We start from the raw sequence: 23,484 nt of genomic DNA on the forward strand, positions 1-23,484 counted from the left end.
TCACGGCTGCGGAACTGGGTCTCCATTTGCGATTGCGAGCAGAGGAGGCTCATACCCATGGATGCTGTTGCCCCGAAAGTTACCACTGGCCCTTTGCCAGCTTCCCGTAAAGTCTACAGACCGGGAATAATTCACCCTGATATTCGCGTTCCCATGCGCGAAATTTCGGTGCACCCCACCGCCGGCGAACCGCCTGTCATCGTTTATGATGCATCAGGCCCCTATACCGAGCCCGCAACATTGCTGGGCATCGAACACGGATTGCCCCGCCCACGCGAAGACTGGATCAAGAAGCGTGCTGACGTCGAAACCTATGCGGGCCGCGCCATTGCTCCGGCTGACAATGGCTTTGTCTCAGGCGACAGGCTGACACCCTATTTTCCTTTGACCCACCAGCCTTTGAAAGCCACAGGCGGCAAGGCGGTGACGCAGATTGCCTATGCCCGCGCCGGTATCATCACGCCAGAAATGGAATTTGTCGCGATCCGCGAAAACCTTGGCCGCGAGGAGGCCAGGAATGCGGCGACACGCGATGGCGAAAGCTTTGGTGCAGCAATTCCTGATTTCGTGACGGCCGAATTCGTGCGTGAGGAAATCGCGCGCGGCCGAGCCATCATTCCGGCCAACATCAACCACCCCGAAAGCGAGCCGATGATTATCGGTCGCAATTTCCTGGTCAAGATAAACGCCAATATCGGCAATTCAGCCGTCACCTCATCCATGGCCGAGGAAGTGGAAAAGATGGTCTGGGCGACCCGCTGGGGCGCAGATACGGTCATGGACCTCTCAACCGGCCGCAACATCCACAATATTCGCGAATGGATCATCCGCAATTCACCGGTACCGATTGGCACCGTACCGCTCTATCAGGCGCTGGAAAAAGTCAATGGCATTGCCGAAGACCTCAATTGGGAGGTCTACCGCGACACGCTGATCGAGCAGGCCGAACAGGGCGTCGATTATTTCACCATCCATGCAGGCGTGCGGCTGCATTACATTCCGCTGACTGTGAACCGGGTCACCGGCATTGTCTCACGCGGTGGCTCGATCATGGCGAAATGGTGCTTGCATCACCATAGAGAGAGCTTCCTCTACGAGCATTTCGATGAAATTTGCGACATTGCCCGTGCCTATGATGTGTCGTTTTCGCTCGGCGATGGCCTGCGGCCCGGATCGCTTGCCGATGCCAATGACGCCGCGCAGTTTGCGGAACTGGAAACACTGGGCGAACTGACACAGATCGCTTGGGCAAAAGACTGCCAAGTGATGATCGAAGGCCCCGGCCATGTGCCGATGCACAAGATCAAGGAAAACATGGACAAACAGCTCGCCGTCTGTGGCGAGGCCCCATTTTACACTTTGGGGCCCCTCACGACAGACATCGCGCCGGGCTACGACCACATTACGAGCGGCATTGGCGCGGCCATGATCGGCTGGTTCGGTACGGCGATGCTTTGTTATGTGACGCCGAAAGAGCATCTCGGCCTGCCCGACCGCAATGATGTGAAAATAGGCGTCATCACCTACAAGATTGCAGCCCATGCAGCCGATCTCGCCAAAGGGCACCCGGCCGCGCGTCTGCGTGATGATGCACTGTCGCGCGCGCGTTTCGAGTTCCGCTGGGAAGACCAGTTCAACCTGTCGCTCGATCCCGAAACAGCGCGTTCCTATCATGACGAGACGCTGCCAAAGGAAGCGCACAAGACAGCGCATTTCTGCTCCATGTGCGGCCCGAAATTCTGCTCGATGAAAATTTCACACGAAATCCGCGCCGAAGCACAGAAGGAAGGGATGGAAGCCATGGCGCAAAAATTCAGAACTGGCGGCGATCTCTATATGCAGCCGGCAGAGCTGAAGGCGCTAGCAGGCGGTGACAAGGCATGAAAGCGCTGATCCGCGGTGCCGGCGTTGCCGGCCTCGCAACGGCTTGGGAACTCACTGCGCGCGGCATTGAGGTGAGCCTGGTGGCAAAGCCCGGCGGCCACTGTGCTTCGTGGTTTGCCGGCGGCATGCTGGCGCCCTACTGCGAGAGTGAGAGTGCTGGTCACGACCTCGTTGCGCTGGCCGGAGGCGCGATCGGATGGTGGCAAGCCACGCTGCCTGGCCATGTCTGCACCACCGGCACGCTGGTGGTGACCCCAGCCCGCGACCGGGCCGAACTGGACCGCTTCGCCGCCCGCACTGAAGGCTTCGAGCGATGCGATGCCGAACGCATCGCGGCACTGGAACCGGCGCTTGAGGGTCGGTTTTCCTGCGGGCTTTTGTTTCACCGCGAGGCGCATCTCGATCCACGTCTGGCGCTTTCGGAACTCAGGCAGCGTTGCGCCGATGCGGGAGTGACATTTCATGATATCGAGCCGGACAATCAAAACTTTGACCATATCATCGATTGCACCGGGATGGCCCGCACCGCCGCCGATAAACTGCTGCGCGGCGTACGCGGAGAAATGCTGATACTGCGCGCACGCGATATCTGCCTGTCGCGGCCCGTGCGGCTGCTCCACCCGCGCTTTCCGCTCTATATCGTGCCACGCGCCGACCATTGCTTCATGGTGGGCGCGACCATGATCGAGACCGATCATGATGGCCCAGCCACCGCACGCTCAGTGATGGAATTACTCAACGCCACCTATGCGTTGCACCCGGCCTTTGCTGAAGCCGAACTTCTGGAAACCGGCGCCGGCGTGCGCCCCGCCTACCCCGACAATCTTCCGCGCGTAACGCAGGCAGGCAGCGAATTCGCCCTCAACGGCCTCTACCGCCACGGTTTTCTGCTGGCTCCTGCAATGGCGCAGCGCGTGGCTCAGCTTGTCACAGGTGCACGACAGGAGAAAGCAGCATGAACATCATCGTCAATGGAAATCAAACCACTGCCAGTGCCACCACGCTTGCGGCTCTACTGGCGGAGCTGGAGTTTGAAGGTGCGTGGCTGGCCACTGCTAGAAATGGCATCCTGGTGCCGACGGACGTGCGGGCCGCATGTCGGCTTGAGGACGGCGACCGGATCGAGATCCTGTCGCCGAGGCAGGGAGGGTGAACATGCTGGAAATCTATGGCGAGACGCTGGCTTCTCGGCTCTTCCTCGGTACCGCGCAATATCCCTCGCCGACCATCTTGGCTGACGCGGTGCGGGCGGCAAAACCGTCGCTGCTGACTGTCTCGCTGCGCCGCGAAACAATGGGCGGCAAATCGGGCGGGCGTTTCTTTGAGCTGGTGCGCGAGCTCGGCGTAAAACTCCTGCCCAACACAGCCGGCTGCCATACTGCGCGCGAAGCCATTACCACCGCCAACATGGCGCGCGAGGTATTTGGCACCGACTGGATCAAGCTCGAAGTGATCGGCAATCACGACACCCTGCAGCCCGATGTTTTCGCGTTGGTGGACGCCGCGCGCGCATTGTGTGCCGATGGCTTCAAGGTCTTTCCCTATACCACTGAGGATCTGGGCGTCGCCGAACGGCTGCTGGAAGCCGGTTGCGGCGTGCTGATGCCCTGGTGCGCGCCCATCGGCTCAGCGCTCGGGCCGCTCAACCTGCATGGGCTGCGTTCCATGCGCGGGCATTTTCCCGTTACGCCGCTGGTAGTGGATGCCGGACTTGGCCGCCCGTCACATGCGGCTTGCGTGATGGAACTTGGTTATGACGCAGTGCTGCTCAACTCCGCCGTCGCGCGCGCCGGTGATCCGGTAGCGATGGCCGGCGCCTTTGCCGCTGCCATCCGCGCCGGACATGCGGCGGCAGGCGCCGGCATTCTGGAACCGCGCGACATGGCAGTGCCATCTACACCAATTATCGGTCGGGCAATGTTCTCATGAGGCTCGACCCGTTTTACCTCATCGTCGACAGCGCCAACTGGCTGGAACGGCTCGTGCCGCTTGGGGTCAAACTCGTACAATTACGCATCAAGGATATGGAGCAAGATGCACTGCGCTTTGAGATCCGCCGCGCCCGCATCATCTGTGCCGCCTATGGCTGCCAGCTGTTTATCAATGATTACTGGCAGCTCGCCATCGAGGAAAAATGTACGGCAGTGCATCTGGGCCAGGAGGACCTCGCGGGTGCCGATCTCGGTGCGATCAGAAACGCCGGCCTGCAACTCGGCATCAGCACGCATGACCATGCCGAACTGGACGCCGCGCTGGCAGCTGCGCCGGACTATATAGCGCTTGGCCCCATCTACCCGACCATCCTGAAGCAATTGAAATGGGACCCCCAGGGCCTCGACCGGATCGGTGAATGGAAATTACGTATCGGCAGAAAAATCCCGCTCGTCGCCATTGGCGGGCTGACGCCGGAGCGCGCGCAGGGCGTGCTGGAAGCCGGCGCCGACAGTGCTGCGGTGGTCACTGACATCACGCTCAACGCCAACCCGGAAGCGCGCACGCGACAATGGCTGGCGCTCGCCGCAGAGCACCGACGCTGATCATGCCCGAAAACGGACCTTTCGTACTGGTAGTCGCTGGCTCGGATTCCTCCGGCGGCGCGGGCATTGCGCGCGACATCGAAACGCTGGCGCAGCATGGCGTGCGCGCCTGCCTCGCCGTCACGGCGCTGACCGTGCAAACGCATGAGGGTGTGGCGCGTGTCGACCTCACGCCTGCCGATCTGGTGGAAGCGCAGATACGCGCGGCTCTGGCCTCCAACCGGGTGCGCGCGATCAAGATCGGCATGCTGGGCAACGGCGAGAACGTGGCTGCGCTAGCCCGCGTGCTCGCGGACAATCCTCATGTGCCTGCCGTGCTCGATCCGGTTCTGGTGACGACTTCCGGCAGCGCCCTGCTGGCCGTGGATGGGGTGGCGGCTCTGTGCGCGGATCTGATGCCAAAATGCACAGTGGTAACACCCAACCTGCCGGAACTAACGCTTTTGGCGGAAGCGATTGTCGGGGCGGCAGCGGCTGGCCAGGAGCCCCCACTTCGGCACCGCTTCGCGGTGCCACCTCTCCCCCACTGCGTAGGGGCGAGGCATAACGGGGAGGTTGGCGCAATGTCCTTCCTCTCCCCCGTCGATCTGGGGAGAGGTGGCGCGCGTAGACTGACGGAGTGGGGGACGATCGACGCCCCCGCCACATCCGAACACCTCCCCGATGTTCCCGCGCTTGTCCAACACCAGGCCGCAATCCTGCTTGCCGCTGCCCCGGCAGTCCTCGTCAAGGGTGGCCATGCGATCGGCACCCGCGCCATCGATATCCTTTTCCGCTCCGGCCAATCGCCCCTGCCTTTCACCGCCGCGCGGCACGATAAAACCATGCGCGGCACCGGCTGCATGCTGGCGAGCGCCATTGCAGCCAATCTCGCCGGCGGTCGCGACCTGACCGACGCGATTGCAAGCGCCAAGGCGCATGTGGCGGGTCGGTTCGCATAAGCACACTGATTGCGCCGCGTCACATCATCTTCATCTAGATTTCCTATCGTCGTCTAAGCTTTTCGACCCTCAACCCTGCGCACGGTTTCCATGCAAGACATCTCGCACCTGCCATTGCTTGCCGCCGCCAACCAGGCGCCGGGTCTTGTCTTTGCCTACCGGCTTCATCCGGACAGCAGCCGTGCCGAAAGCTTGGCTGCCAGCGCAATCCCGGATGCGCTCGCAGCGCAACATGGCTGGGTGTGGCTGCATGTCGATCTGCTCGACCAGCGCACGCCAGGCTGGATCAACAAAATCTGTGCGCTTCCACCGTGCGCGCGAATGGTCTTTGAAGGTCACGTTTCAAGCCTGGCGCTGGCCCATGAAGACGGTGTCGTACATGGGGTGATGGCCGATCTGCATGGAGAGCTGGCGCGCCAGTCGACCAGAATAGGACGGCTGCATTTCTCAGTGTCGGAGCATTTGCTGGTCACCGGGCGGCGGCACCCGTTGCAGGCGGTGGAAGAAGTCCACACGGCAGTCGCAAAAGGCGCGAGCACCCCACCCACCAACGCCTTTGGGTTGCTGGAAATCATTGTGGCAGCCTTTTGTCGAAACACCGGCCAGCGGCTCGCCACCGCGACAATAGTGCTGGACGAGGTCGAGGATCATCTGGTGACTGAGCGCCTGAGCGATGAACGCGCTAACCTCAAGGATGTGCGCCGCCTTGCCGTGTCGCTGCACCGGCCCATCGGCGCGCTGGCCGAGCTCTTCAAGGAAGAGGATCGCGCCGGTTGGGCGCTGGGCAAAAATGGCCATCAGGCACTCGAAAGAATTGCCCTAAGGCTGAACCGTCTCGATCAGGAGGTCGTGACGGTAAACGACCGCGCCCGTCTCCTGCAGGAAGAGGTGGCCGCCGAACTCGCCGATGAATCCAACCGCAGCCTGCGCGCCCTGGCGTTGATCAGCGCCCTCCTTTTGCCCGGCACCCTCATTGCAGGTATTTTCGGCATGAACACCGGCGGACTGCCGCTCGCTCATGCCGCCAGCGGGTTCCTGATCGCCATGCTGATTGGCATCGGTGCTACCGCAATCTTCTACGGGCTGCTCAAGCGCGCCGGCGCCAATCTCCGGTTCTAAGGTTCTCGTCGCCACGAACTGGGGGAGAACGATGGTGCTGTCACTGGCACTGGCCCTATCAATCGCGCTGGACTACCAGAGTGCGGGGTGGACTCTCTCCCGGTGATGCGGTTGGATATCGGTTCACAACGACGTCACGGAGGCAAAAAGTATGATTTTTCAGAAACTGGCGCGCATTGGCGCTGCCGCAGCACTGGTCGGCGCGCTCGCCGTCGGCATTTCGAGCGCACAGGACATGCAGTTCTTCCGCATCGCCACCGGGGGCACCGCCGGAACCTATTTTCCGATCGGCGGCCTGATAGCCAACGCGATTTCCAACCCGCCCGGCTCGCGTGCCTGCGATGAAGGCGGCAGCTGCGGTGCGCCGGGTCTGGTCGCAACAGCTGTTGCCTCCAACGGATCGGTCGCCAATGTCAACGGCATTGCCGGCGGCTCGCTCGAATCCGGCTTCTCGCAGTCCGACGTCGCCTTCTGGGCCCACAGCGGCACCGGCATTTTTGCTGAAAAGGGCGCTGTGGAAAAGGTTCGCGCCATCGCCAATCTTTATCCCGAATCGATCCATCTCGTGGCCCGTGCGGACGCCGGCATCAAGTCGGTGGCCGATCTGAAGGGCAAAAAAGTGTCACTCGACGAGCCGGGTTCCGGCACCCTGGTCGATGCCCGACTGATCCTTGAAGCCTACGGCCTCTCGGAAAGCGATGTCGAAGCAGAATTCCTAAAACCTAACCAGGCAGCGGACCTGATGCGCGACGGAAATATGGATGCCTTCTTCTTCGTTGGCGGCTACCCGGCCGGCGCCATCACTGAACTGGCCACCTCACTTGCAATCACGCTTGTACCGGTTGCTGGCCCCGAAGCTTCAGACATGCTGGGCAAGTACAAGTTCTTCTCCAAACATGTCGTTCCGGCCGGCACCTACAAGGGCGTTGACGCCGACACCGAAACGGTGAGCGTTGGCGCACAGTGGATCACCAGCGCCGACCAGAAGGATGATCTCGTCTACGAAATCACCAAGGCGCTGTGGAACAAGAACTCGCGCGCGCTGCTCGATGCTGGCCATGCAAAAGGCAAGTCAATTACGCTCGAGACCGCACTTGACGGCATTGGCATTCCGCTGCATCCGGGTGCAGAGCGCTTCTATAAGGAAGCCGGCGAACTGAAGTAGTCCGCTCGCGGATACCAGAAAGGCCGGGCGCCTAGTGCCCGGTCTTTTGTGTTTTTGGGGACGATAAGGACATGAGCCAGGACACCACCGGAAAAAGCGTCGAGCAGATCAAAGCGCTCGAGGAGAAGTTCGATCCGGAGGTGCGTTTCCGGCCGCTGCAGCCTGCAACCGCTTGGCTTACCGCCATCCTTCTGTTTTCGCTGTCGCTTTTTCACTATTACACCGCAGGCTTCGGCCTGCTGCGCGAGGTCACCCATCGCGGCGTCCACATGGCCTTCGTGCTGGCGTTGATCTTCCTCGTCTTTGCTGCGACTCCTTCAGGCCAGAGCAAGCTTTACAAATCAAGCCTTTGGCGACCGGGCGGCATCCCTCTGCCCGACTGGATTTTTGCCATCGCCGCCGCCGCCGCGGCCCTCTACGTTCCTTATGTCTTCCACGACCTGGCGTTCCGCATCGGCAATCCGCTGGCCATCGATGTGGTAATGGGCACGGTCATGATTGTCGTGCTGCTTGAAGCGACGCGCCGCTCTATGGGCTGGCCGCTGCCGATCATTGCTATTCTAGTCATGGTCTACGCCGTCTTTGGTCGCCATGCGCCGGGACTGCTGGTTCATCCGGGCGCCAGCTGGCCGACCGTGGTCAACCATCTCTATTTGACCAGCCAGGGCATTTACGGCCTGCCGGTCGGCGTCGTCGCGACCTACGTGTTCCATTTCGTCCTGTTCGGTGTGCTCGCCACCCGGATGGGGCTAGGTAAACTGTTTATCGACCTTGCATCGGCAGTCGCCGGCCGTTATTCGGGCGGACCAGCCAAGGTCTCGGTGCTGTCTTCTGCACTGCTCGGCTCGATCTCTGGTTCCTCGATTGCCAATACGGTCACCACCGGTTCGCTGACGATCCCGGCTATGGTGCGTATCGGCTATCCACGCCATTTCGCAGCCGCCGTCGAGGCCGCTGCCAGCACCGGCGGCCAGATCACCCCGCCAGTGATGGGCGCCGCCGCCTTCCTGATGGTCGAGTTTCTGGGCATTCCCTATACCGACATTCTGCTGGCCGCGATGGTGCCGGCCTCGATGCACTTTTTCGGCGTTCTGATGCAGGTGCATTTCGAAGCTAAGCGTCAGGGCCTGCGCGGCCTGAGCCCCGAAGAGCTGCCCAAAGCCTGGCAGGTGTTGAAGCAGGACTGGCCGGTACTGGCACCCTTGTTCATCCTGATCGCCGTGCTGCTCAACGGTAACACGCCCTATCTGGCAGCTTTCTGGGGCATCACCGCCTGCATGGTGATCGGCGTTTTGAACCCGCGCAACCGGCTGATGCCGCGTGACATTTTCGATGCCTTCGTCACCGGCGCCAAATATGCGCTCGCCGTCGGCGCGGCGGCTGCAACAGTGGGTATCGTCATTGGTGTGGTGACGCTGACCGGAGTCAGCTTCAAGGTCTCCTATATCGTCACATCGACAGCCGCCACCTGGGCTTCGTCGATCCAGCCCTTCATTCCCTTCGACGTAATGTCGATGGCCAATCTGACGCTGCTGTTCACGCTGATCCTGACCGCTCTGGTCTGCATCCTCATGGGCTGCGGCATCCCGACCACAGCCAACTATCTGATCATGGTCACGGTCGCTGCACCCATTCTGGTGCTGCTCGGCGTCGAGCCGCTGGTGGCGCATTTCTTCGTCTTCTACTACGGCGTGCTGGCCGACATCACGCCACCCGTAGCACTCGCTGCCTACGCAGCGGCAGGCATCGCCAATGCCAACCCGTTCAAGGCCGGCAACACCGCCTTCAGGCTCGGCATCGGCAAGATCCTGGTACCCTTCGTATTCGTGTTCTCCCCCTCCATGCTCCTGGTAGTGAAGGACTTTTCGTGGGCAAGCTTTGTGCTGGCCACCGGCGGAACCGTGGTTGGCATTACCGCTTTGTCGGCAGCGTTTTCTGCCTGGATGTTCGGACATATTGGCTGGATCGGGCGCACCATCCTCATTCTCGCGGCGATGCTGCTGGTGGCACCTGAGCTTTATACCACTCTGATCGGGCTGAGTGCTGTCGTGATTGTTGCCACATGGCAATGGCTGAACGGCAACCGCACGCCGGTGGCGCAAGCGGGCTGACGTCGGCGGCGGGGAACCGCCCTGGTGCCTCGCCCGCGACCACTGAGGCAAGGACAATCGGCCGTCGCAGGATTGCAATGCCGCGGTCCTGGGATTTGACACGATGATAGTGTGCGCTGCAAAAGGACCGGGTCTTCCAACCTGCGCGAGATTGCAATGGGTATCCTGTCCTCCAAGAACGCAGTCGTCACCGGCTCCACCAGCGGCATCGGGCTGGCCATCGCGCGCGCCTTCGCAGCCGAGGGTGCCAACATCACCCTGAACGGTCTGAGCACGCCAGAGGAAATGGAAGCCGAGCGCCGGGCTATTGAAACCGAATTCGGCGTAAAATGCCGATTTTCCGATGCCAACATGATGAATGGCGAAGAAGTGACCGCCATGGTTGTCGAGGCCGAGCAGGCATTTGGCAGCGTCGATGTACTGGTCAACAATGCCGGCATCCAGCACGTCTCGCCGATTGAAAGCTTTCCCGACGACAAGTGGGAAGCCATCATCCGCATCAACCTGATGGCCGCTTTCTATTCCATCAAAGCGGCGCTGCCCGGCATGAAGGAGCGCGGCTGGGGCCGCATCATCAATACTTCATCGGCGCATGCGCTGGTCGCCTCGCCGTTCAAATCGGCCTATGTGGCAGCCAAGCATGGCATGACCGGCCTGACCAAGACCGTGGCGCTTGAAGCAGCCACCTTTGGCGTCACCGTCAACGCGATCGCGCCGGGCTATGTCTGGACACCGCTGGTCGAACGCCAGATACCCGACACGATGAAGGCGCGCAACATGACCGAGGAACAGGTTAAGCACGACGTGCTTCTGGCCGCCCAGCCGACCAAGGAATTCGTCACCGTTGAAGAAGTTGCCGGCGTTGCCGTCTTCCTCTGCTCCGATGCGGCAAAACAGATGACCGGCACCACGCTCTCCGTCGACGGCGGCTGGACGGCGCAGTAACCAGCGCGCTGCACGCCGCCCCTCACATCGCCTGCAGTGCCGCGCGTTCACGCGGGAACGGCGGGAAAGCAAGCGCGATGGCCGCAGCACCGATGCCTATCAAGGCGGACGCGATAAAAAGCCAGTGGTCCCCAGAAAAAGCCGGCAATCCCCATGACCAGAAAGTTGAGCGTCATTGCGCTGGCGATGCCGGCATGCGACCAGCCCGTATCCTCGACCATCGGCTTCATGAAAATCGCCAGAGAAAACATCGATCCGATCGCCACGCAGCCCATTAGTCCGCCGGCAAACACAATCACCCAGCGATAGGAATGGTCCTGATGCATGTTGAAAACCCCTCTTGCGGAAACCCGGGCAGGCACGGTTGCACTGCCATTGTTCTACAAGGACGTTGCAAACCGCCTGAACCGACGTGCCATTCTTTTTTCTTTTTTAGCAACCCAGGATCAAAACCGACGCGAGAGAAATTCTGATCCCGCCAGCCCGAACCGCCATGGCAACTCGACCGCCTTGCTGATGCCAATACGTGGACCGGTGAGCAGCGGTTTTGTGTCGACGGCTAGGGTGAGCGCAAAGGGCGGCGCATCCAACGGCGCGCCATCCATGGAAAGGTCAACGCCCATTGCCTGTGTCAGCCGCCCCGGCCCCGAACAAAGGGCGCGGGGTGCCGCCGAACCGCGCCGCGCCACCATATCCTCCAGCCCGACTGTCGGCGCCACCGCACGGATCAGCACTGCGCTGCCCGGCATGCAGACAAAATTGAGGCACCAGTGGATACCGTAGGAACGGTAGACATAGGCGTGCGCCGGCGGCCCGAACATTGCCTTGTTGCGCGGCGTCGGACCGCGAAAGGAGTGCGCAGCCGGATCATCCGACTGGTAAGCCTCCGTCTCGACAATGACACCGCCAACCCCGTTGACCATCAGCGTGGCGCCAATGAGCTCCGGCGCTACGTGCGGAGCAGGACGTACAAAGAAGGCGGCGAGAGCGGACATAACGTTGTGCTAGCCAATGCTGACGCGGCGGTCTAGCCGGTGTGGATCACCAGTGCCGTACTGCTGGAACGTTGCAGGCTCAAGCCGGTTGTCAGCGGCCGAGTTCATCCCATTTGGCTCCGCCGTCGACGCTGGCGAGGATGTCGCCTTGATGTGTAGCAGCGAACATTCTGTTCTTATCGGAGGGGTCGACCGCAAGATGCAGCAGGATACGATCGCCCCATGCATCGGAGATTGTCTTGAAATCCATTTCCGGTTCCGCAGATCGGACAAGGCCACGTCCCAGCACAAAGGCATATACAGAACCATCGGCCGCCACCTCGACGAGACTGACCGGCGTGCCATTGATCACCGTCTCCCAGCTTTGGCCTCCGTCGCGACTGATGGATAGACCTGCTTCCGTGGCGGCGAAAATCGTGTCGGCGTTCTTTGCCGATACCGCGAGATCGATCAGCTTTTCCGGCAGGGGACCCACGACCGACCATGTCTTTCCCGCGTCCCGGCTGATCTGGAGCGCGCCATAGGCGCCGTAGACAACCTTCGGATTTACGGCACCAACAGTCATTTGGTGGAAATCGACAGGCCCGTTTGCTCCCGGCGAAATCTGATGCCAGGTAACGCCGTTGTCGGTGGAAGCGATAAAGCCAAGGTTGCCGCCGCCTGCAGGGTGGCCGCTGGCATATAGCGAGCTTGGATCGGATGGGTCCGGGGTGAATCCCATGAAGTCCTGCACCGGCGAGATGAGCTCCGCCTTCCCGTCCGGTCCGGTCCGGAACAGTCCATGGTGTGTGGCAATCAGAAGCTTTTCTGTATCCTGTCTGTCGACTGCCAGTCCGTGAATGTGGGTTTGTTCCTTGATCCGGGAGACGGAGACAGCCTCGCCTCCAACCGCCGAACCGGTTGCAATCACCAAGCCCACGATCAGGCTCGCGGTTATCATGCCCACGAACTGTCTCATCTTGTCATCTCCAGATTTACCCGTGGCATTCAGGACGCGAATGATATCAGGATCGATTACGGCTTCACAAATATCTTACTTCGCCTTGTTGCGAAACCTGGCGTGGCAGCTTGCGCAGTCCTGCAGCATCAGGTGAAAGACGTGTTCGGCCGGAAGCGTGGAAACATCAGCCACAGACTTGGCCGCTCGCTTTTTTCCAAGGATACTGCCGTCCATCATCATCCCTGGCCCCATCCTCATGCTTTTTGTTATGCCGTCCGGGGCGCTGTCGGCAGCGACGGACAGGGCCGAAGCGAACTTTTCGAGATGTTTAGCAAGCGCGATGAATTCGGCACGGGATGTGTCGATGTCGGCCTTTGCGTCGGAAGGGTCTCCAAGCGAACCAGCGGGGAACCCCTTGACTAGGGTTTCTCCAGATTGACGGCGGACGGTTTCGGCGGCGGACTTGAACTCCGCTGCGTCGTAAACCAACCTGCCTTCGAACATATCCGCGATCGTTTTGACGGCCCGGGCCATTTGTTTCATCGCATTCTGGCGTTTCCCGACAATACCGTTGGCGGGGATGTGGGAGGCCGCGAATACGGCAGCACACAAGGTCGACAGGAATACGAAAGCGATCAGAAGCCTCATTGAACCCCGGCGCTTCCCGCAAGGCCATCGATGATGGGGCAATCCGGGCGCTCGTCACCGTGGCAATTTTGGACGAGGTGGCTCAGCAAGTCGCGCAGGCTCACGAGATCGCCGATCTTGCGGTCGATTTCTGCCAGCTTCGTTTGTGCCATGGCCTTTACGTCCGCGCTTTCCCTTTCCTTGTCGCCATAGAGCGACAGGAGCTGGCGGCACTCCTCAACCGAAAATCCAAGGCTGCGTGACCGCTGCAAAAAACGCAGCCGATGCACGTCCGATATCGAATAATCGCGGTATCCATTCCCTGCCCGGTCCGCCTTTAACAAGCCGATCTCCTCGTAATAGCGAATCGTTTTGGGCGGCAGGCCGGATTTTTCCGAGGCGGTTCCGATGTTCATCACCTGTCTCCTAGTGGGTTTGGGTAGAGGATAAGCTTCTAGTGGCTGGAAGCTCAAGAGTTATTTTTCTTTGCGATTCGACAAAACTCCACCTTGGCGACGCAGTGAAAATTGTTCGCGGCGCTTATCCCGTTTTGTGCGCGGGAAAACTATGAGGAATGCCTAGTTAACAACAACCGCCACCACCGCAGCGCAGTCGCCTGCCTTGACCAGGCCTGGAAAATGTCGTGCGGCCAAGAGGCCTGACAACTTGGCCCTGATCTCTTGCGGTGCAGTGCCGGTGCGCCCGACTGAATGGACGCGGGCGACGATGTCCCCCTTTTCGACGCTGTCGCCAAGATCGACCATAGTTTCAATCATTCCGTCATCTTCAGCAAAAGAAAAACAGTCGCCTGATGGCATGTCGAGCCATCGTGTCGGCAAGGCATCGACAGCGCCTGCCACGACGCCCGTGTAGCGCAGCACGTTAAGGACGCCGCGCCGCGCGATCCGCACCGTATCGGCGCGCGACGTGCCGCCGCCGCCCAGCTCGGTGGTGACAAACAGCTTGCCCATATCCTCGGCGGCGGTGTCGTACATCCCGACCGCGTCGATCTCCAGCATCTTCATCGACCACGGCGCCGAAAACGCCTCGACCGCCGCAAAACCCTGAGCTTCAAGCGCCTTGTCGGGCCGGATATGGGCGGCGGCAAAGGGCACGAAATCGAGCGTCCTGCCGCCCGAATGGAAATCGAGCGCGATGTCGCAGCGCGGTAACAAGTCGCGCTGGAAGAAGTCAGCGATCTTTTCGGTGACCGTGCCGTCCGGGCGGCCGGGGAAACTGCGGTTGAGATTGCCCCGGTCAATCGGAGAGGTGCGCGTACCGGCGCGAAACGCAGGATAGTTCATCGCCGGCACGATGATGACCGTGCCGCCGACATCTTCCACGTCAAGCGTACGCGCGAGATCATAAAGCGCCAGCGGCCCCTCATATTCATCGCCGTGATTGCCGCCGGTCAAAAGCGCGGTCGGCCCGCTGCCATTGCGGATCACGCAGATCGGAACCATCACCGAGCCCCAGGCAGAATCATCCCGGCTGTAGGGCAGTCGCAAAAATCCGTGCTGGGTTCCGTCGCGGTCAAAATCGACGGTCGGCGTGATCGGTGATGGACGCTGGCTGGACATCGGCTCAGTCCTTGACGAATAGCTTGCGCGGCACATTGGCCAGACACTCGACGCCAGTTCCGGTGATGAGGATGGACTCAGTGATTTCCAATCCCATCGTCTCCAGCCATAGGCCGGTCATGAAGTGGAACGTCATGCCGGGTTTGAGTTCAGTGCGGTCGCCGGGGCGCAGGCTCATCGTGCGCTCACCCCAGTCCGGCGGATAGCTGAGCCCGATCGAATAGCCGGTGCGGTTGTCTTTGACGATGCCATAGCGCTTGAGCACCCCGAAGAAAGCATTGGCGATGTCCTCGCATGTATTGCCCGGCTTTGCCGCTTCCAGACCCGCCTCCATGCCCTCGAGAGTAGCCTTTTCGGCATCCAGGAATTCCTGCGTTGGCTTACCCAGAAAGACGGTGCGTGACAGCGGGCAGTGATAGCGGTTGTAGCAGCCTGCAATCTCGAAGAAGGTGCCCTCGCCCCGCTTCATCGGTTGGTCGTCCCAGGTCAAATGTGGGGCCGACGCATCAGCGCCAGATGGCAACAGCGGTACGATGGCCGGATAGTCGCCGCCAATGCCATCGACGCCACGCGTGCCGGCATCATAGATCTCGGCAACCAGATCGCATTTACGCATGCCCACTTCTATCTTGTCGACGATGCGCTGGTGCATTGCCTCAACGATACGGGCAGCATTGCGCATATATCCAATCTCGGTTGGGCTCTTGATTGCGCGCTGCCAGTTGACGAGCGCCGTGACATCGACAAAGCGGGCATTGGGCAGGTGCTTTTGCAGCGCCGCGAAGGCGGCTGCAGAGAAATAGTAATTGTCCATCTCCACGCCCATGGTGAGCTTATCCCAGCCACGCTCCGCCAGCACGTTCGACAAGAAGTCCATCGGGTGGCGCTCTGTCGACTGCACATATTGGTCGGCGTAGCCGACGATGTTTTCATGCGCGAGATAGGCGGTGCGCTTGGCGCCGTTGGCATCCTGCCCGCGACCATACCATACCGGCTCGCCCGAGGGCGGGACGATGACTGCCTGATGTACATAGAAGGACCATCCATCATAGCCAGTCAGCCAGGCCATGTTGGACGGATCGCTGATGATCAGGAGGTCGACCCCCTTGGCCTCCATCGCATGCCTTGTTTTGGCCAGCCGTTCGGCATATTCCTCACGGGAAAATTTCAGGTTCGGCATCATTTTTTTGATCCTCGCTCATTGGGCCGCATGGCCATCTGTCAGGTTTCGAATTGAGTTCCAGCGCCGACTGTCAGCGCCCGGTCGCGGGCAAGCGTCGCAATCGCCGTATCTTGCACGCCAGTGCCGGTAAGATCGGCAAGCGTGATGTCACTGGCAGCGCGCCGGCCGAACGTTTGGCCGGTGATGACGTGTCCCAGTTCGGTGACCGCGCCATCGGCAGACATGGCCCCTGCCGCTATCGCGTGATGCAATTCGCCCAGTACCCGCGTCTGGCTGGCGCGGTCGGCAACATAGAGATCAGCCATGGCAAGCACCGCTGGTGCGATTTCATTCTTGTGTTCAGCGTCCGAGCCCATGGCGGTGATGTGTTGGCCCGCACTCAAAAATCCAGCCTCAATCAACGGTTTGATGGCGGGCGTGGTCGTAACGATGATATCGGCGCCCGCAACCGCTTTTGCTGCATCAGCCTCGGCGCGCACCATGATGCCGAGCCGGTCGCGCAGCACGCTGGCTGCGGCTTCCGCCCTGACCGCATCGCGCGCCCAGATTCGGGCTTCGCGGATGGGCCGCACCAGCATCAGTCCTTCAAGCTGCAGGCAGGCCTGAACACCAGCGCCGAAGATTGCAGCGATCGAACTGTCTGAGCGCGCAAGATGTTTGGCCGCTACCGCACCAGCGGCAGCCGTACGGATATCCGTCAGATAACCGTTGTCGAGCAACAACGCCTCGACCAGACCGGTGTGAGCCGAAAGAAGCACCATCATGCCGTTGACGCTGGGCAGGCCGAGCTTGGGGTTGTCGAAAAAGCCCGGGCTGATCTTGATCGCCAAGCAATCAATACCCGGAACATAGGCTGTCTTGACGTCTACCTCGCCGCGATGCTCAGGAATATCGAGCCGCAGGATCGGCGGCATGGCCACCGGCAACGTTGCGAGCGCGCGAAAGGCATTTTCCACGCATGCGACAGCATCGAGATCGAGCGAGACCACCGCGCGCAGATCGGCTTCGGTCAGAATGGTCATCCGGCTCATGCGGCACGCTCCTGATCGGCACAAACGATCCGGCTGTGCAGCCCCATATCAATGTTGCGGCCTGACAGGATCAGAACCGTTGGCCCTATTGGCTTGATCCTGGCCGCAAGCAGCGCGGCAATACCGACCGCACCCGCCCCCTCGACAATCTCGCGCTCCTCGCGATAGGCATGGGAAATGCCAGCCGCGATTTCGTCCTCCGAAAGGAGCACGACTCCGTCAAGAAGGTCGCGGCAAAGGGCAAAGGTAAAACGGTTCTCAAGGCCGATGCCGCCACCCAGCGAATCCGCCAGCGTTTCCAATTCTTCAACCAGAACCGGACGGCCCGCATCAAGGCTCGCTTTCATTGCCGCACCGCGTGTCATCGACACACCGATTACTTTTGCATCCGGGCTGACGCCTTTGACCGCCGCAGCTACGCCCGTCGCCAGACCACCGCCTGAAAGCGGCACCAGCACACAGGCTGCATCGGGCACCTGCTCAATAATCTCGAGCCCAAGCGTGCCCTGCCCGGCGATGATATCTGCATGATCGAAAGGCGGCAGCATCACCATGCCCTCCTCCGCCACCAGCCGGTCCACCTCACGCTGCGCATCATCCTGGCTGTTGCCGATGATGCGTACATCGGCTCCCAGGTTGCGGATTTCGAGCAGCTTGTTTTCCGGCACCAGCCGCGACATGCAAATGATTGCGCGGATGCCTTCAAGCTTTGCTGCATAGGCAAGCGCCCGACCGTGATTGCCCGTTGATGCAGCAACCACACCACGCGCCTTCTGGGCCGCATCGAGCAAGGAAACAGCATTCGATGCGCCGCGCAGCTTGAAGCTGCCGGTGATCTGCCTATGCTCAAGCTTAAGATAAACAGGAGTATCCAAGCGGCTGGAAAGACTCGTCGAAAGCTCCATCGCAGTTTGCTCGATCTTGCCTGCAATGCGGTCGCGAGCCGCGCGGATATGATGGATTTCAACCAACGCCATTACCGTCCATCACACGCCCAGTGGCAGCGTCATCAGACGGCCCAATTCGGAATAGGAAGCCTCATCGCCGCAAAGCCTGAGACAAGTCCAGGCGGTTGCCTGATTGCTGGTGATGACCGGCTTGCCGATGGCGTTTTCCATGTCGGCAACGCCGAGTGCAGACCGCAGCGCCGTGCACGAGACAAACAACGCATCCGCCTGATCGTCGGTCACCTCGCGCGCCAGGTCGACCAGCGCCGCAGGTGTAATCCGCGCCATCTCCCGGTCATCCTCAAATCCGAGGCAGGTGAAGCTGGCGATCTCGAACCCGCGCTCAATAAAATACTCTGCCATCGGCCGGCTGGTATCGACCGTGTAGGGCGTCAGGATACTGATCCGCCTGGCACCAAACGCGCGCAGCCCGCGCACCGCTGCGGCAGGCGGTGTGACGACAGGCACCCCGGGCTTGCCGGATTGGATGGCCGCTTCGATTGCATCATCGCCGATGGCCACTGAAGCCGAAGTGCAGGAATAGCAGATCGCATCCAGCGGTTCGTCGGGCAGGATCAGCGCGGCTGCGGCTGCAAGCGACGGCTGCATCTTACGCAGATTGTCTGGCGTCGTCGGGTTGGCATAGGGAATGCGCGCGACATAGACGCCGATCCGCTCGCTCGCCACCATCCGTCGGAAATCGGGCTCGGACGTGTGGTCTGTCGCCAGGATGATCAGCCCGATGCGCCTGGCCATCGGGCGCTTGTCAAGCGCGGGGCGATCCTGTCTCAACCGGATTTCAGGCAAAGTTTTCATGCGGTACTACCTCTCGACCTCGACCTTGCCGTAACGATGCTCCAGCCAGCGCAGGAGAACGACAGCAAACAGGCTGATAGTCAGGAAGAATACGCCGACCATGGTGATCGGTTCGATGTAACGATAGGAGGAGTTAGCCACAATTTTGGCCTGGTTCATCAGTTCCAGGACGGTGATGGCCGAAAGCAGCGGCGTTTCCTTGAACATGGCAATGAAATAGTTGGCCAGCGCGGGAATCATCGGTGGAATCGCCTGCGGAATGATGATGTGGACCCAGCTTTGCGTGGCGCTGAGATTGCAGGCCTTGGCCGCCTCCCACTGCCCGCGCGGCACATTGTCGATTCCAGCGCGGTAAACTTCCGCTGTGTAGGTGCCGTAATGGAGCCCAACCCCGATGACACCAGCAACCAGCGGCGGTAGCAGAATGCCGAAATCTGGCAGCACGTAGAAAATAAAATAGAGCTGCACAAGAAGCGGCGTGCCCCTGATGAACTCTGCCGCAAACCCGACCGTGCGCGACAAAAGCTTGTTGGGTGACCGACGCGCCAGTGCGATGCCCAGCCCCACCACCGCCGCCAGCACCGAGCCAAGCAGGGTCGCGAGGATGGTGATCTTCACCCCCTCGATCAGGGTAGGCATGATCTCCCAGACAAACGCCCAATCCCACTCCATCAGGCGCGCACTCCGTCAAGGCCGCGCGCCATTCGGCGTTCAAGCGAACGAACACCCCATGAAATAAGCATTGCGAGCATGAAATAGAGGATCAGGATAGTGGTGAAGGGCACCAGCGTGTTGCCGGTCTGCGCCCGAACCACCTGCGCCTGGAAGGTCAGGTCGGTAAGCGAGATCAGCGACACGACCGCAGTGGCCTTCAAAAGCTCGATAGCGTTGTTGCCAAAGGTCGGAAGCATAACCAAAAGCGCCTGCGGCAGGACCACATGGCGCATCGAGTGCCAGCGCCCGAGGTTAAGCGCGGTACACGCCTCATACTGTTCGCGGCCGATCGACTGGATGGCCCCGCGCACAACCTCGGCACCGTAGGCGCCGACATTCAGTCCCAGAGCCAGAACGCCTGCCTGTAGCGGCGTCAACGTGACACCAACAAAAGGCAGCACGAAATAGGCCCAGAACAATTGTACGAAAATCGATGTACCGCGAAAGAACTCGATATAGGCGGTGGCCAGCGCCCTGACAGCAAAGAAACGCGACAGCCGCCCCAACCCGGCGATGAAGGCCATCACCAAGGCTAGCGCCGACCCCATCACCGTGAGTTGCACGGTGACCAGGGCGCCCTGCATTATCAGGCCAAAATAGCCGGACCATTCGGTCATGAATGAACTGTTCCTACGCGATCACCGGGGGTGCAAGGTTGCAGCCCTCCCCAGCATAGCGGGGAGGAAGATTGTGCAGCGACCCTGCAGCGTTACTAAGCTATTGCGCAGCGCAGAGCTTGTCGCGCGACGTAGAAATCGCTGCGGCGGCCGAAAAGCCATAGGGCTCGATGATCTTGGCGAATTCGCCAGATTCCTTCATCTTCGCCAGCTCCACATCGAAGGCATCGCGCAACGCTTCATCGCCCTTTTTGAAGGCAGCGCCGTCGCAATAGACTGGCGCACCCATCACCGGGGCGACGACCTCAAGGTTCGGATCATTGGCTTTCTTGACCAGATCGTTGATCGAAAGAACCGGCAGCGAGTAGGCATCGATGCGACCGTCCTGAAGCATCTTCACGCCGCTTTGGCCATCCGGCACCACGACCACGCGGTCACGCGGCACGCCGGCAGTGAGCGCCAATTTTTCTTCCGTGCCGCCGCCCGGCGCGCCGATTTTGGCGCTGTCGTCCTTGGCAACATCCTCATAGCTCTTGAAGCCTTTTGGATTGCCTTTCTTGACCAGCATTGCCTCGGCATCGCACAGCACCGGCTCGGAATAGACGACGGCAGCACAGCGTTCCGGCTTCATGAACAGGCCGGCGGTAACAACGTCAAAGCGACCTGCCTGAAGGCCGGGAATCATCGCGCCATATTCCGAGATTGAAGCGACGATGTCCTCGACGCCGAGACGCTTGAAGATCTCGCGCGCCACATCAGGCGCTGCACCCGAAACCTTGCCGTCGGCAGCAACCGCCGTGAATGGCGGCTCATTGGCGATAGCAACGCGGGCAAAGCCCTGCTTCTTCAACCCGTCCAGCTTGCCTTCTTCAGCAGAGCCCGGGCCGGTGGCGGCCAGCACCGCCGAAAGCGTGATGCCGGCGACGCCAGCCCATATGCCAAGTTTCTTCATAGTTCCCACTCCTTGTTTTCTTTTTAAGTTCGAGGAAGCTTTTGCCTCCGCAAGACGGTCAGACACGATGTCCGGCCGCGATGATCTTCTTCAGGAAGCTTTGCGTACGCTCCTGCTTGGGGTTTTTGAAAATCTCGTCCGGCTTGCCTTCCTCCACGATCTTGCCGCGGTCGAAAAACAGGATGCGGTCAGCAAAATCATGGGCAAAACCCATCTCATGCGTAACCAGCAGCATAGTCATGTCTGTCTCCTCGCAGAGCCGCCACAAGACGTTCAGAACTTCCTCGACCAGTTCGGGATCAAGCGCCGAGGTAACCTCGTCGAACAGCATGATTTTCGGCTGCAGCGCTAACGCCCGTGCAATCGCCACCCGCTGCTTCTGGCCGCCCGAAAGCTGCGCCGGCATCGCCTTGGCCTTGTCGGCCATGCCGACCATGTCGAGCAGTTCCATTGCCCGCTTCTCGGCAGCCGGGCGCGGCGTGCCTTGCGTCAGCATCGGTGCCAGTGTCACATTGTCGATAACGCTCTTGTGCGGAAACAGGTTAAACAGCTGAAACACCATGCCGATCTTCTGGCGCATCCGCGTCAGATGGCGCTCGTCGGCCGCCAGCAGCTGACCGTTCCTCTCCATGTGATAAAGCTGCTCGCCGTCGATCTGGATGTGGCCGTCATCGATCCGCTCAAGCGTCATCAGGATCCGCAGGATTGTCGTCTTGCCGGAACCCGAAGGACCGATCAGCGCCAGCTTCTCGCGCGCCATAACCTGCATCGACAACCCGTCCAGCACCTTGAAGGTGCCGAAGCTCTTGGAAATGGAATCGATCTTGATGATGGGCGCGGACAAAGGGATCTCCGTTGGGGAGCGATCTGTCCCTAACGATGGGGAAACCTTCAAATCATGTCAATTGCTAAAATAATATCATGACAATATTTCTAATTGAAGTTAAAATCAGGGCAATTGACGCCTAGATTGCAAGCAACAGATGCTCAGGGTCACCGAGCAGCAGCTTGGCAACCACTCCCAGCCCGGTGCGAAGCTCCGCCTCCGTTGTCGACCCCAGCGAAATGCGGACCGACGGATGCCATTGTTCCTCAGAAACCCGGAAAGATGTGCCGGGCGCAATCGCTACACCGCGCAAATGCGCCTGGGCGACAAAAGTCTCTTCTGCCCGGTTGCCAGGCAGTTGGAGCCAGAGATGCAACCCGTCGCGGTGGGCACGATAATCGATCCCGTCGAGCACTTCGGCAGCGATTTCCTGCCGCCGCCGCAGCGCCGAACGCTGCCAGCGCACCAGTTCCATCGCGGTGCCATCGACCACCCATTTGCTGGCAATCTCGGCCACCATCGGCGTTGCCATCCAGTTCGACACGAGATGCCGATTGGCTACCGCTGCCGCGTAGCGGTCGGGTGCCAAAAGGTAGCCTATCCGCAAACCGGGCACAGTAATCTTGGTGAACGACGTCACATAAAGCGTCCGCTCGGGTGCAAATAGGGCGACCGGAGGCGGCCTGTCCTCGATCAGTGGACCCAGGACGTCATTTTCGATAATCGCAATATCGTGTTTTCGGGCAACCGCCGCAATCTGTTCACGCCGCGCCGCATCCATCAGCGTTGCCGTTGGATTGATCACAGAGGGCTGCACGAAAACGGCGCGAATGTCCGAATGCCGGCACGCGTTATCCAGCGCTTCTGGTATCAGCCCGTTCTCATCTATCTGCAGGCCTTCCAGGTTGAAGCCGAGATAGCGCGCTAGAGGCACCAGCGTGTGGTGGCCGATCGCTTCGGTGGCGACCGTCGAGCCGGGCGGCGCCACGCTCATCAGCGCCACCGTCATCCCCGCCGTTGCGCCATTGGTGACGCTAACATTTTGTGGAGACACATCGAGCCCGCAAAGCTTCAGCCATTCCACCGCCACCGCACGATGGCGCGGAAACACCATGTTGGGCCGAAACGACAGACCAGAACTCGCCGGCAGGTTTTCGGCAAGCCACCCAAGCGCTGCCTTGAGGCGGTCCAGATGCATCGGCTCACACACCGGCTTCAGGATCGAGAGATCCACCACCTCGCCCGGGCGCTCCGGCAGATAGGGCGGTTCTGGTTCACGGCGTTGGGTCTGGACAAAGCTACCCCGCCCGATCTCGCCCGAGATCAGTCCACGCCGGATCAACTCCTCATAGGCGCGGCTGACCGTCTGCACCGAAAGCCCCAGATCATCCGCCAGCCTCCGGTGGGTGGGCAGCCTGGCACCATTGGCCAGGCGCCCGTCATGGATAGCGCGCGCAAACTGGTCGGCGAGGGAAAGATAGGCCGGGCGTCGGATCAGCGCCGGGTCGGGTTGCCAAAATGTCATGATGCATTAGAGATCAAAATCAGTGCAAT

General features: G+C 60.5%; 24 protein-coding genes and 1 pseudogene. 10 read left to right on the forward strand and 15 right to left on the reverse strand.

Annotated elements, in window-relative coordinates; translation table 11 throughout:
- Positions 1-57 precede the first annotated feature (57 nt).
- The 10 genes from thiC to GA830_RS17215 all read left to right on the forward strand — a co-directional run bounded on the left by thiC (position 58) and on the right by GA830_RS17215 (position 10,702).
- Entirely contained in the window at positions 58-1,884 is a 1,827-nt protein-coding gene (gene thiC / locus GA830_RS17170) for a phosphomethylpyrimidine synthase ThiC (protein WP_195162982.1), read from the forward strand.
- Positions 1,881-2,843 (forward strand): glycine oxidase ThiO, encoded by a 963-nt coding sequence (thiO, locus tag GA830_RS17175; RefSeq protein WP_195162983.1) that lies wholly within the window; start codon positions 1,881-1,883, stop codon positions 2,841-2,843. The genes thiC and thiO overlap by 4 nt, the downstream gene beginning before the upstream one ends.
- The gene (thiS, locus tag GA830_RS17180) at positions 2,840-3,037 is read left to right on the forward strand and encodes a sulfur carrier protein ThiS (protein WP_195162984.1); all 198 of its coding nucleotides are present in this window, start codon (positions 2,840-2,842) and stop codon (positions 3,035-3,037) included. The genes thiO and thiS overlap by 4 nt, the downstream gene beginning before the upstream one ends.
- A gap of 2 nt (positions 3,038-3,039) precedes the next feature.
- Complete coding sequence (locus tag GA830_RS17185; protein WP_195162985.1) at positions 3,040-3,813, forward strand: thiazole synthase; 774 nt, start codon at positions 3,040-3,042, stop codon at positions 3,811-3,813.
- Entirely contained in the window at positions 3,810-4,421 is a 612-nt protein-coding gene (locus tag GA830_RS17190) for a thiamine phosphate synthase (RefSeq protein ID WP_195162986.1), read from the forward strand. Before GA830_RS17185 ends, GA830_RS17190 begins: the two co-directional genes overlap by 4 nt.
- On the forward strand, positions 4,388-5,362 hold the full coding sequence (locus tag GA830_RS20035; protein ID WP_258045490.1) for a hydroxymethylpyrimidine/phosphomethylpyrimidine kinase: 975 nt from the start codon (positions 4,388-4,390) through the stop codon (positions 5,360-5,362). The genes GA830_RS17190 and GA830_RS20035 overlap by 34 nt, the downstream gene beginning before the upstream one ends.
- A gap of 90 nt (positions 5,363-5,452) precedes the next feature.
- Positions 5,453-6,481 carry a CorA family divalent cation transporter gene (locus GA830_RS17200; protein ID WP_195162987.1) on the forward strand — a complete coding sequence of 343 codons (1,029 nt, stop codon included), beginning with the start codon at positions 5,453-5,455 and terminating at the stop codon, positions 6,479-6,481.
- A gap of 151 nt (positions 6,482-6,632) precedes the next feature.
- Entirely contained in the window at positions 6,633-7,646 is a 1,014-nt protein-coding gene (locus tag GA830_RS17205; RefSeq protein ID WP_195162988.1) for a TAXI family TRAP transporter solute-binding subunit, read from the forward strand.
- 71 nt (positions 7,647-7,717) lie between these two features.
- Positions 7,718-9,757, forward strand: a complete 2,040-nt coding sequence (locus tag GA830_RS17210; protein ID WP_195162989.1) for a TRAP transporter permease — start codon at positions 7,718-7,720, stop codon at positions 9,755-9,757.
- A gap of 156 nt (positions 9,758-9,913) precedes the next feature.
- Positions 9,914-10,702, forward strand: coding sequence for a 3-hydroxybutyrate dehydrogenase (locus GA830_RS17215; protein WP_195162990.1), 789 nt, complete (start codon positions 9,914-9,916; stop codon positions 10,700-10,702).
- Between the two features lie 128 nt (positions 10,703-10,830).
- Here GA830_RS17215 and GA830_RS17220 read toward each other — a convergent pair.
- From GA830_RS17220 to ehuR, 15 genes and pseudogenes are all read right to left on the reverse strand, one after another.
- Positions 10,831-11,028 (reverse strand): annotated as a pseudogene (locus GA830_RS17220) (MFS transporter); the annotation flags it as partial.
- Between the two features lie 120 nt (positions 11,029-11,148).
- Positions 11,149-11,697 (reverse strand): DNA-3-methyladenine glycosylase, encoded by a 549-nt coding sequence (locus GA830_RS17225; protein WP_195162991.1) that lies wholly within the window; start codon positions 11,695-11,697, stop codon positions 11,149-11,151.
- A 91-nt stretch (positions 11,698-11,788) separates the two neighbouring features.
- The gene (locus tag GA830_RS17230) at positions 11,789-12,655 is read right to left on the reverse strand and encodes a F510_1955 family glycosylhydrolase (RefSeq protein WP_195162992.1); all 867 of its coding nucleotides are present in this window, start codon (positions 12,653-12,655) and stop codon (positions 11,789-11,791) included.
- Between the two features lie 75 nt (positions 12,656-12,730).
- A complete protein-coding gene (locus tag GA830_RS17235; RefSeq protein WP_195162993.1) occupies positions 12,731-13,285 on the reverse strand; it encodes a c-type cytochrome in 555 nt (184 codons plus the stop codon).
- The gene (gene cueR / locus GA830_RS17240) at positions 13,282-13,680 is read right to left on the reverse strand and encodes a Cu(I)-responsive transcriptional regulator (protein WP_195165021.1); all 399 of its coding nucleotides are present in this window, start codon (positions 13,678-13,680) and stop codon (positions 13,282-13,284) included. Before cueR ends, GA830_RS17235 begins: the two co-directional genes overlap by 4 nt.
- Positions 13,681-13,842: 162 nt before the next feature.
- Positions 13,843-14,844: a N(2)-acetyl-L-2,4-diaminobutanoate deacetylase DoeB gene (doeB, locus tag GA830_RS17245; RefSeq protein ID WP_195162994.1), complete on the reverse strand. Its 1,002-nt coding sequence runs from the start codon at positions 14,842-14,844 to the stop codon at positions 13,843-13,845.
- Positions 14,845-14,848: 4 nt separating this feature from the next.
- Positions 14,849-16,027 carry an ectoine hydrolase DoeA gene (gene doeA, locus GA830_RS17250; protein WP_195162995.1) on the reverse strand — a complete coding sequence of 393 codons (1,179 nt, stop codon included), beginning with the start codon at positions 16,025-16,027 and terminating at the stop codon, positions 14,849-14,851.
- Positions 16,028-16,065: 38 nt separating this feature from the next.
- Entirely contained in the window at positions 16,066-17,058 is a 993-nt protein-coding gene (eutC, locus tag GA830_RS17255) for an ectoine utilization protein EutC (protein WP_195162996.1), read from the reverse strand.
- Entirely contained in the window at positions 17,055-18,035 is a 981-nt protein-coding gene (gene eutB / locus GA830_RS17260) for a hydroxyectoine utilization dehydratase EutB (protein WP_195162997.1), read from the reverse strand. The genes eutC and eutB overlap by 4 nt, the downstream gene beginning before the upstream one ends.
- Positions 18,036-18,044: 9 nt before the next feature.
- Positions 18,045-18,821: an ectoine utilization protein EutA gene (gene eutA, locus GA830_RS17265; protein WP_195162998.1), complete on the reverse strand. Its 777-nt coding sequence runs from the start codon at positions 18,819-18,821 to the stop codon at positions 18,045-18,047.
- A 6-nt stretch (positions 18,822-18,827) separates the two neighbouring features.
- A complete protein-coding gene (ehuD, locus tag GA830_RS17270; protein ID WP_195162999.1) occupies positions 18,828-19,493 on the reverse strand; it encodes an ectoine/hydroxyectoine ABC transporter permease subunit EhuD in 666 nt (221 codons plus the stop codon).
- On the reverse strand, positions 19,493-20,152 hold the full coding sequence (ehuC, locus tag GA830_RS17275; protein WP_195163000.1) for an ectoine/hydroxyectoine ABC transporter permease subunit EhuC: 660 nt from the start codon (positions 20,150-20,152) through the stop codon (positions 19,493-19,495). The genes ehuD and ehuC overlap by 1 nt, the downstream gene beginning before the upstream one ends.
- Before the next feature lie 100 nt (positions 20,153-20,252).
- Positions 20,253-21,104, reverse strand: a complete 852-nt coding sequence (gene ehuB / locus GA830_RS17280) for an ectoine/hydroxyectoine ABC transporter substrate-binding protein EhuB (RefSeq protein WP_195163001.1) — start codon at positions 21,102-21,104, stop codon at positions 20,253-20,255.
- A 58-nt stretch (positions 21,105-21,162) separates the two neighbouring features.
- Positions 21,163-21,948, reverse strand: coding sequence for an ectoine/hydroxyectoine ABC transporter ATP-binding protein EhuA (ehuA, locus tag GA830_RS17285; RefSeq protein WP_195163002.1), 786 nt, complete (start codon positions 21,946-21,948; stop codon positions 21,163-21,165).
- Between the two features lie 121 nt (positions 21,949-22,069).
- Entirely contained in the window at positions 22,070-23,455 is a 1,386-nt protein-coding gene (ehuR, locus tag GA830_RS17290) for a MocR-like ectoine utilization transcription factor EhuR (RefSeq protein ID WP_195163003.1), read from the reverse strand.
- Between the last annotated feature and the right edge of the window lie 29 nt (positions 23,456-23,484).

The organism is Mesorhizobium sp. NBSH29, from assembly GCF_015500055.1.
Taxonomy (GTDB): domain Bacteria; phylum Pseudomonadota; class Alphaproteobacteria; order Rhizobiales; family Rhizobiaceae; genus Neomesorhizobium.